The following is a 9,105-nucleotide window of genomic DNA, read 5'->3' on the forward strand; positions in this document are numbered from 1 at the left end:
TTCTATGCTTATTACATGTTTTCATTTTTATAAAATTTAATCTTACTTTGTAAGTAACTTTTAATGTAAATCAGTTATAATATTAGGTATAAAGGGAATTAATATGGAGTTGATTAACAATGAAATTTAATTTAAATACAATTCATAGTGAAACTTATTTAGAAAATATAGAGAAACAAAAACAAAATTTCTCAAACATAATTGCGATATGGAATCAAGATTATATAAATGAAGCTGAATTTAAAAAGGAAAATAACGAAAGAGAAGATTCATATACATATGAGGGATTTTCAGATGAAGAAATATTGTATTACTATTTAAATCGGCAAACACATTTTGACCAAGAAAAACGTATAAAGGATGCATCCAGGACTCTATATGCACGTGACTTAAGCCAGTTCTATTTTTTCATCAAACAAAGTACAGAATTTCTGCAGCAAGATGTTAAAGATTATGTAGAGGGTCAAGTGTGGAGGAACTTAAGAAAGCGACATATACGTAACTATCAAAAATGGTTATCCGAGGAGGCAATCTCCTATCAATCAAAAGAAAAATACAAAGCATCTACGATTAGTCGGAAACTAGGTGTGATCCGTTCGTATTTGAAATGGCTATATGAAATTCAATATATCCAGGAACCTCTTCATGTGGAAATTCTAAGTACTACCGTTAATAAACAACATAAACCAAAACGCGAGTTATCATATGAGGAAGTGAAACAGTTGCTTTATTACTATAAGGATAATGAAATCAATTATGCTTTATTATCGGTCCTAGCTACTACGGGATTACGTGTTGCGGAAGTTTCGCATGCAAAGTGGGAAGATCTTGAGTATGATTCAATGCGTGACCGTTATTACTTAACGGTGGCTACAAAAGGTGATGATGAGAGGATTGTTTCTATTAATAAAGAAATCTTTAATCGTATAGTCGAGTTTCGTATACGCAGGCGATTGCCTATTGATATTGGAAATAAAAACGGTGGGACTATATTTCAAACAAAGAACCATACATCCTACAGAGAGAATTATCTATCTCAGTATATTTCTAAGATCATCAAAGAGACCAAACTACAATTTACAGAGAATATACGCATCACACCTCATTTCTTTAGACATTTTTATGTACAGTATTTATATGATTACAAGGGACTAGCACCTCATGTTATAGCAGCTGCAGTTGGCCATAAAAATGATAGAACTACAAAAGAAAATTACTTGAAGCAAAGACTTACTAAAGATAATGATGCAGGAAATTTAATTGGTGATGATGAATTTTAATGTGTAATTAATATATAATAAATTCGAAATAGGACAAGATGAAATCAATATTCGATTTCATCTTGTCCATTTGAATTATTTTAAGTATCTATCAACGTTAGAATAGCATGTATTACAATTGAAAACATAGTAAAATTATCTATGGAAAAACTCTTAACGTGTTTTTCAAAATACTGAGGATGCCTCAATATAATATTTGTAATAAAAAACTACTATGCTCCGTGTTTCCCAATAAATATTGCTCTTGCTAGTGAATTAATTGCTTCCCCTTTGTTTCATCCTTGTTGGACTGTTCTATTTATTTACACACGTACAGCTGTACCGCTTATCGCAACCATTAACATTCCATCACGAACCACTTCGTAGTCTACATCGATACCAACAATTGCATTTGCTCCTTTTTGAGTTGCAAGTTGTTTCATCTCTTCCATCGCAATGTCACGAGCTTCTTTTAATTTACTTTCATAAGCACCAGAACGGCCACCTACAACATCACGAACAGAAGCGAAGATGTCGCGTACGATATTTGCACCCATAATTGCTTCACCGTTTACGATGTCTATATACTCAATAATTTCTTTACCCTGAATAGTATTAGTTGTTGTTACGATCATTATTAACACACTCCTATAATCTTTAAAAATTTATTTTTGTTTCTTATAATCTAAAAGCTAAATAAACTATCTAATAACCTTACATAAAGATCAAAGTTCTATAAGGATGAAAGAAAACAAGCTATCTACAAAAAAAATTTTTCTTGTAGGTTTTTTTACCTAATAACTGTAAATCCAGCAATCATATCTGCTGGTAATTTATTATATACAGATGCTCCATAATTAATAGCAGCCAATACTACATATAGCGGTAAAGGCATAACATCGATTTTAACATTCATAATTTTAGTAGCGAAATATTCAATTTTCAATTCATTCCCATCAGAAAATGATACTGCTTCCACATTCTTTTAAATTCTCATATGGTCTACCCTTGTTTTCTTAATTACAATATTAAAATGTTTTCAATAATAAAAATAGTTTTTGAAAGTTTTGGAACTACTTTTGTAATTAAAAAAAGTATAAGCGACTTATAGTTAGTTTTTACTTTTGATAGCTAACGAATTAGTCCTAAGACAGCCGAACTAATTCCCTTGTTCCAAAGGTTATTTTATTGCTATTTATGCGAATGCTAATAGGCGGCGTATTGCTTCATTTTTGATATTGATAGCTGCATTATAATCTCTATGGAGATTTACACCGCATATAGGGGCCCAGTCGCCCATCAACTTAAGAATTTTTACTAGCCCTAAGTACAAAAAAACGTTACTCATTCATAATATTTAACCTCCTTACTTGGAGATGAAAAATGGGTATTCGTCACAGAACAACGAATACCCAACATGAATAATGGTTGAGAATAAATATGAGAATAGTTTTATAAAAATATCTTTATCTATTCGATAATTAGTTTTTTGCTTTTTTAGTAATCGTTATGATCATAGGCAATACTTTCAGCTAAAATGCACACCTGAGAAGACTGCTTGTTTATCTCAGGTGACTCTTTCTTATCAATCGTAATAACAGTTAATTAAGGTCAAAACGATCTGCATTCATTACTTTAACCCAAGCAGCTACAAAGTCACGTACAAACTTTTCTTTGTTATCATCTTGTGCATAAACTTCTGCAATCGCACGTAGAACGGAGTTTGACCCGAACACTAGGTCAACTCTAGTTGCTGTTCTTACTACTTTACCTGTGTTGCGGTCACGTCCTTCGTATACGCCTCCGTCAACAGGCTTCCATTCTACACCAATGTCAAGTAGGGTCACAAAGAAGTCGTTAGTAAGTGCGCCTACACGATCAGTGAATACACCGTGTTTTGTGCCGCCATGGTTTGTACCTAAAGCACGCATACCACCAATAAGGACAGTCATTTCTGGTGCAGTAAGGCCTAGTAGTTGTGCTTTGTCTACAAGAAGCTCTTCTGTACTAATACTGTACTCTTTCTTTTGATAGTTACGGAAACCATCAGCAACAGGCTCTAGCACGTCAAAGCTTTCTGCATCAGTTTGCTCTTCAGTTGCATCACCACGTCCTGGGGCGAAAGGAACAGTCACATCAAAACCTGCTTCTTTAGCCGCTTTTTCTACCGCAGCAGTTCCACCTAGTACAATTAAGTCAGCAAGACTTACATTTTTCTCAAGATGACTTTGAATGTCTTCTAGTACTGAAAGGACTTTTGAAAGCTGTTTCGGTTGGTTCACTTCCCAATCTTTTTGTGGAGCAAGACGAATACGTGCACCATTTGCGCCACCACGATTATCTGAACCACGGAATGTGCTTGCTGAAGCCCAAGCAGTTGTAACTAGTTCGCTGATGGTAAGTCCTGAGTCAAGAATTAGTACTTTAATTTTTTCTACTTCTTCTTCTGTTAATTCATAATCAACAGTTGGAACAGGATCTTGCCATATAAGATCTTCCTGTGGAACCTCTGGACCGAGATATCTTGCTTTAGGACCCATATCACGGTGTAAAAGTTTAAACCATGCGCGAACAAATGCATCAGCAAACTCATCTGGATTTGCATGGAAACGACGTGAAATCTTCTCATAGATTGGGTCATGACGGAGTGCTAAATCAGATGTAAACATAACTGTCGGAACTTTCTTGGATGAATCTGCTGCATCTGGTGCAAGGTCTTTTTCATCAGGGTCTACAGCCATCCACTGATATGCTCCTGCAGGGCTCTTAGTCAACCACCATTCATATCCGAATAATAAATCAAAGTATCCGTTATCCCATTGTGTTGGGTTAGCAGTCCAAGCACCTTCAAGACCACTAGTGATCGTGTCGCCACCTTTTCCACTTCCATATGAACTTAACCAACCTAAGCCTTGTGCTTCAATTGGAGCTGCCTCTGGCTCTGGACCAACTTGTGCAGCATCTCCTGCACCATGTGCCTTACCAAAAGTATGTCCGCCTGCAATTAATGCAACTGTGTCTTCATCATTCATACCCATACGTTTAAAGGTTTCGCGAATGTCGTGAGCACTTGCAATTGGATCTGGCTTACCGTCTGGACCTTCTGGGTTAACGTAAATTAGACCCATCTGAACGGCAGCAAGTGGATTTTCAAGCTCTCTTTCACCAGAGTAACGGTTAGTCCCTAGCATTTCTGTTTCAGTACCCCAGTAGATGTCTTCTTCTGGATGCCAAATGTCTGCGCGTCCACCTCCGAAACCAAAAGGCTTAATACCCATTGATTCAAGAGCAACGTTACCTGTTAGAAGCAATAAGTCAGCCCAAGAGATCTTGTTACCATATTTTTGCTTGATTGGCCATAGTAATCTACGTGCTTTATCAACGTTCGCGTTATCAGCCCAGCTGTTTAGTGGAGCAAAACGTTGGTTACCAGTTCCGCCGCCTCCACGTCCGTCACCAGTACGGTATGTTCCTGCAGCATGCCAAGACATACGGATAAACATTGGACCATAGTGTCCATAGTCAGCAGGCCACCAATCTTGGCTGTCTGTCATTAGATCGTGAAGATCTTTTTTAAGAGCTTCATAATCTAGCTTTTTAAATTCATCAGCATAATTAAATTCTTTTCCCATAGGATTAGATTTTTGGTCATGCTGATGAAGAATGTTCAAGTTCAACTGGTTTGGCCACCAGTCTCTATTAGTCGTAGCACTAGATTTGTTACTAGTAACGCCACCTTGACTAAATGGGCATCCTCCAGTATTAGCATTGGTATTAGTGTCCATATTTGTTTCCCCTCTCCATTTTTAATTAAGCAGCAAATAATTTGATTAACTTATTGAAACAAATTAACATATTTGATTTTTGCGCTCTCTCATCACCTCATAGGAATGAAAGTTAAGCACAACTAAATGATAACACCTTCCATTTGGAAGTCAATATTAATTTGTAATTATTATTAATAAATAAACTATATCAATAAAATCGCTTGTAGGTACTTTGAAAAAAAGAGAAAAAAATAACATAAAAAAAGCCTCCTCTTCATAATGAAGTACTTATCTGTAAAATTGCATTTTGAATTTTATTCATCTTTTTCTAACTCACAGTGCTACTATTGATTTTCTCCAATCTGGCCCTATAATGTGTCCTTTTCTTGACTGGTTTTATGTACAATTTCACCTTATATTAGGGCATCTATATTATCCACTTTCATTATTTTTTCAAAATATAATATCAATTGAAATGTTGATTCTAAACATCATTTCTGCCGTGTTCGGTCACATCAAGGGCAATCGGTCGTATCGCAGATTTTCCTTACGGGGTACGGACTATTAAAATATATTAGTTATCAGTATAATTCTGTAAACGGGTCACAGAACCAAAAATCTTATATATTCCCCCTTAAATCAAAGTGGAAAACATAAGATTTCTTCAGATCACGCAATATACTCTTTTAAATCTCCTCTGTTAACTTTTTGTTACCTTCAGATAAGCTATCTATATGTTAAAATTAATCCGTATCCCACTAATTAATTTAGTTAGTTAGTGAAGTTCTCTCTCAAAGAGCCCCTAGGGAATAGGGGCCCTTTTCATTTTATAAACCTATTATTTACTTCATCCTTTTTATCTGTTTTGGAGTTATCATATATGATGTGATTTTAAATAAAGAAGTGATATTACTTGGTATTCTAACCCAAATTATTCTTCTAATAACATCGTTTTATATAATTATAATGATGCATACAAAAGAATATACTTATGTTATGAAAATAATAAAACATTGATACGAAATTCGATATTTTCAAGCTTTATTTTCTTTGTTTTATATACTTTATAAAGGGGAGTCAATGAAATCATTAACTTGATGGTGATGGGATATACTCCCAAAAAGATAAAATAGTTATAATTAAATGAGTTATACTTGAAAATACAGCGTGTACTCGTTTCCGCATGTAATTCTATATCGCGAACTATTACATTGTAATAATAACGATAAATGGAAAGCCAAAAACTACTACCAATAGAATAAAGTATTAAAACTATGACATTCATAAAGTACAAACTAATTTTCCGCCTCATCGTCTACTTCCTTTCCATTGATATCCTTTTCCCCATACCGTAAGGAGAAACTGTGGATCAGAAGGACTAGGTTCGATCTTCTGACGAAGACGATTAATATTCACATCTATTACTTTTGTGTTACCTACACAACTTATACCCCATATTTTATTTAAGAGTTCATCACGTGAAATTGGTTTTATGGAATTTTCCATTAAATATTGTAAAATAATATGCTCTGTTGGAGTTAAATCAATTACTATCTCATCCCTATATAATTTTTCTTGCAAAAGATCTAACTGAAATGGTCCCGAATGAATCAATTTCATATCCCTTTTATTTTCTTTTACCCTTCTTAGCAATGCTTGTACACGTGCTACTAATTCAATTATACTAAATGGTTTTTTAATATAATCATCTGCTCCAATTGTCAAACCGTGTACCTGATCTTTCTCTTGAACACGTGCCGTTAATATAATAATACCAATCTCTTCATTGTTTTTTCGTATTCTTTTGCATACTTGAAAACCATCTATTCCTGGTAACATAACATCAAGTATTACAATATCAACATTATGATTTTCTAAAAGCTCAAGAGCTTTTTCACCTGTATCGGTTTCTAAAACATTGAAGCCAGCACGCTTCATATTTAATGTAATAAAACTACGATTTGTTATCTCACCTTCTAATACTAAAATTGTTGTCATACTTACCGCTCCTTCTCTCTTGTTGATAATCGGCTATGTGTTTGATATAAGATTTAAGCTTCTGGTAGTTTAATTTTTTTGAAATTCCATATACATGAGATCTTGTTTTCCATATGTATCAACTCCTAGGAGGCACCATATATGTTGATCGACTTAAGAATCTATTAAAAAACTTCACCCTTTCTATTTAGCTTTTTAGAAAGAATAACGTGGGGATAGTCAAGATTTTAAGTTGATGGACATGGAGCGGTATCCCTAGTTTATCAGTTTTATATTAAGTAAGTGATAGGACTTTTTCGTCTGTAATCTCATTTCCCGCCAACCGCACCACCAAACAATTTATTACGTGAAAACGAAATGTGTTCCATCGTTTTTTCTATAATTTTAGCGTTTTTATATACACTTCAAAACGCTTTGACTAGATAATCCAAGTTCTCTTCTGGTCCATCTAAATGAAATTGAATTTTCTGACTCTGACTCTCTACATCTTCCAGCTGATACATAAATAACCGATACCAATCGCAACTCCTTTACAACTACTTTAGTGGATTTCTCTAGTTCTTTTTCAAACTAATTAGATGCCAAAGTCTCACTTCCTTTGCATCAAATATGAAGAATTACTTGCTCCTTTTTAATTTTTTTTAGATGCTTTTCTAGTCCTGAAGGCTCTAATCCATAGAGTTGTCTTCTTCCATCCTTGTAAAATCCGCAATCGATCGGCTGACTAATGATACGCTGTTTTTTCTTTCCACATGATAAGTATGTTGTTCTAGCTTTTTGGGTCTTTTGCATACATTTAAGAAATAAATTCTTGTGTTGCCATTTCTACAAACTGAATATCAGACTCTACAAGATAACGAATATATGCAGTTTTCGCTTTCATATATTCATCTTCATTTTTCCATCTATGATGGCTGCCATCACAAAGTACAACAAAGGAAACGTTTCTCAACTGACTTACCAATGTATTTGTTTGACCCTTCGGATTAAATATTTCTTTCGCTTTTTTATGTGCCTGTAACACTTTGTCTTTCGAACATCCGCCTACAAGTAAATAATGTGGAATGATTAAACTCATTTTGTTATCTCACCTCTCTATTGCTCTCACACAAAATCCAAAAAGGATAAGAACAAAGAGCACGCGTCGATTCTTTACACACTAACATGATTTGAAAAGCATGATAAGAAGGATGATCCTTTTACAAATGGCTAGTGATATATTCTAAAAAGCCGTCCTTCTTCTCACCTTGTACAACAAACGCCTTCAAATCGGATAAATGAGCTTGTTCCTTATCCTTAATATAAAGGATTGCTCCACTTAAAAATGAATGTGTAGTTCTCACCCACGTTAATCCAGCGCCTTCATGAAGCACTTGTTTTGTCATTTCCATTGCGAGTTCATGTGCTTGCTTTTTCGCTTGAATATCAGCAATTCCATTCGAAACAATCATCTCTTTCACCCTTTCGTAGTTATGTAGTTTTCATATAGCTAAATACAATACAACTAACCAAAATGGCATTACCATTAGAAATCCATTTCTAATTCCTTTTGCAATAGCCAATGGATCATCATTACAGTATGGCATTTCCTTCTCTTCAACCCGCTGCAACATCTTTTTTTGGAGTGAAAGGCTCATATTGAATCTCCTTTCCTTTCAATCTGTTTTTATTTTCCATAACAAACTACCACCAAAACAGCCTATACAATAAATCATAATAAATTTTATGAAAATTTCTATAATTGCATCCATCATTTCCTAGTATCCTCTCCCAGACCTGTAATACACAAGCTATGATTAGCAAAGAAAGAGTTAATAATACACTCCCTATATATCGGCATTTCCCAAACGCCGATATCCTCTCCTCGCAATTAACATTTATTTCAGAAAAAAACCACGGTAAGAAAAGAGCCAGATTTTAGCCCGTTAAGAATAAATCGGCTCTTTAATATTCAAAGTTTATTTAAAAGTATATTTTAATAAATATCTTCTTTTTTACATCCTTCATTAGTTAGTGAATAGTACATACTATCCTCGAAAGATATTAATATAATCTCAATCCAATATCAATTCTTTTTTTAT

At 34.3% G+C, this 9,105-nt stretch carries 7 protein-coding genes and 2 pseudogenes; 1 reads left to right on the forward strand and 8 read right to left on the reverse strand.

Annotation, left to right across the window (positions count from 1 at the left end):
* Positions 1 to 119: 119 nt before the first annotated feature.
* Positions 120 to 1,280 (forward strand): tyrosine-type recombinase/integrase, encoded by a 1,161-nt coding sequence (locus COC96_RS23310; protein ID WP_098769480.1) that lies wholly within the window; start codon positions 120 to 122, stop codon positions 1,278 to 1,280.
* Between the two features lie 302 nt (positions 1,281 to 1,582).
* Here the strand turns inward: COC96_RS23310 and COC96_RS23315 are convergent, their stop codons facing one another.
* The 8 genes and pseudogenes from COC96_RS23315 to COC96_RS27660 form a co-directional block, all read right to left on the reverse strand.
* Positions 1,583 to 1,894: a heavy metal-binding domain-containing protein gene (locus tag COC96_RS23315; protein WP_000637485.1), complete on the reverse strand. Its 312-nt coding sequence runs from the start codon at positions 1,892 to 1,894 to the stop codon at positions 1,583 to 1,585.
* A gap of 161 nt (positions 1,895 to 2,055) precedes the next feature.
* Positions 2,056 to 2,238 (reverse strand): annotated as a pseudogene (locus COC96_RS23320) (hypothetical protein); the annotation flags it as partial.
* Between the two features lie 216 nt (positions 2,239 to 2,454).
* A pseudogene (locus tag COC96_RS28600) lies at positions 2,455 to 2,541 on the reverse strand (RNA-guided endonuclease InsQ/TnpB family protein); the annotation flags it as partial.
* 319 nt (positions 2,542 to 2,860) lie between these two features.
* Complete coding sequence (katG, locus tag COC96_RS23325; RefSeq protein WP_098769482.1) at positions 2,861 to 5,044, reverse strand: catalase/peroxidase HPI; 2,184 nt, start codon at positions 5,042 to 5,044, stop codon at positions 2,861 to 2,863.
* A gap of 1,290 nt (positions 5,045 to 6,334) precedes the next feature.
* Positions 6,335 to 7,024, reverse strand: coding sequence for a response regulator transcription factor (locus COC96_RS23335; protein WP_098269811.1), 690 nt, complete (start codon positions 7,022 to 7,024; stop codon positions 6,335 to 6,337).
* A 796-nt stretch (positions 7,025 to 7,820) separates the two neighbouring features.
* Positions 7,821 to 8,102, reverse strand: coding sequence for a hypothetical protein (locus COC96_RS23350; RefSeq protein ID WP_098269813.1), 282 nt, complete (start codon positions 8,100 to 8,102; stop codon positions 7,821 to 7,823).
* A 121-nt stretch (positions 8,103 to 8,223) separates the two neighbouring features.
* Entirely contained in the window at positions 8,224 to 8,475 is a 252-nt protein-coding gene (locus tag COC96_RS23355; protein WP_225316052.1) for a hypothetical protein, read from the reverse strand.
* Positions 8,476 to 8,505: 30 nt separating this feature from the next.
* Positions 8,506 to 8,661 (reverse strand): hypothetical protein, encoded by a 156-nt coding sequence (locus COC96_RS27660; RefSeq protein WP_176538829.1) that lies wholly within the window; start codon positions 8,659 to 8,661, stop codon positions 8,506 to 8,508.
* Between the last annotated feature and the right edge of the window lie 444 nt (positions 8,662 to 9,105).

The sequence above is a fragment of the Bacillus cereus genome, from assembly GCF_002577405.1.
GTDB classification, from domain to species: Bacteria; Bacillota; Bacilli; order Bacillales; family Bacillaceae_G; genus Bacillus_A; species Bacillus_A cereus_AU.

What these genes read in the sequence shown, in the direction of transcription:
- COC96_RS23310 (WP_098769480.1), top strand. Translation starts at nt 120, where the DNA reads ATGAAATTTAATTTAAATACAATTCATAGTGAAACTTATTTAGAAAAT.
- COC96_RS23315 (WP_000637485.1), bottom strand. Translation starts at nt 1,894, where the DNA reads ATGATCGTAACAACAACTAATACTATTCAGGGTAAAGAAATTATTGAG.
- katG (WP_098769482.1), bottom strand. Translation starts at nt 5,044, where the DNA reads ATGGACACTAATACCAATGCTAATACTGGAGGATGCCCATTTAGTCAA.
- COC96_RS23335 (WP_098269811.1), bottom strand. Translation starts at nt 7,024, where the DNA reads ATGACAACAATTTTAGTATTAGAAGGTGAGATAACAAATCGTAGTTTT.
- COC96_RS23350 (WP_098269813.1), bottom strand. Translation starts at nt 8,102, where the DNA reads ATGAGTTTAATCATTCCACATTATTTACTTGTAGGCGGATGTTCGAAA.
- COC96_RS23355 (WP_225316052.1), bottom strand. Translation starts at nt 8,475, where the DNA reads ATGATTGTTTCGAATGGAATTGCTGATATTCAAGCGAAAAAGCAAGCA.
- COC96_RS27660 (WP_176538829.1), bottom strand. Translation starts at nt 8,661, where the DNA reads ATGAGCCTTTCACTCCAAAAAAAGATGTTGCAGCGGGTTGAAGAGAAG.